Below are 509 nucleotides of genomic sequence, written 5' to 3' on the forward strand. Positions count from 1 at the left end.
AAAATGTATCTATTGGGCTGGTGGTAATCCAATGCACCATCATCAAGATAGAAATAGACAAATAAAAGCATTTGCTAAGGTTGATAGCTTTATAGTTCAAGATTGTTTTTGGACTGCTAGTGCAAGACATGCTGATTTAGTTCTACCGGCTACTACTGAAATAGAAAGAAATGATATAACTAAAGCAAATACTAACAGATATATATTTGCAATTAAACAAGCCATACAACCACTTTACAATGCGAAAAATGACTATGATATTTGTTGTGGTATATTAAAACATTTTGGAGATAACGCATTAAATGCCTTTACAGAAGGTCGCGATATGATGGGTTGGGTGCAATATTTTTATAATGAAGCTCGCGATAAAGCAAGTGCTACAGGCCTATCAATGCCAACCTTTGATGAGTTCTGGGCTAAAGGCTATGTAGAATTTAAAGCTCCTGAAGAAGCTAAGAATTTCGTAAAAATGAAAGATTTTAGAGATGACCCAATTACTAATAGATTAG

Annotated in this window: 1 protein-coding gene; it reads left to right on the plus strand. The window is 34.0% G+C overall.

Going from position 1 to position 509, the window contains the following annotated elements; all coding sequences use genetic code 11:
- The coding region (locus KJR01_RS09705; RefSeq protein ID WP_214119030.1) for a molybdopterin-dependent oxidoreductase at positions 1-509 on the plus strand (509 nt) is incomplete at both ends.

The sequence above is a fragment of the Campylobacter sp. 2018MI10 genome (assembly GCF_018501175.1).
Taxonomy (GTDB): Bacteria; Campylobacterota; Campylobacteria; order Campylobacterales; family Campylobacteraceae; genus Campylobacter_E.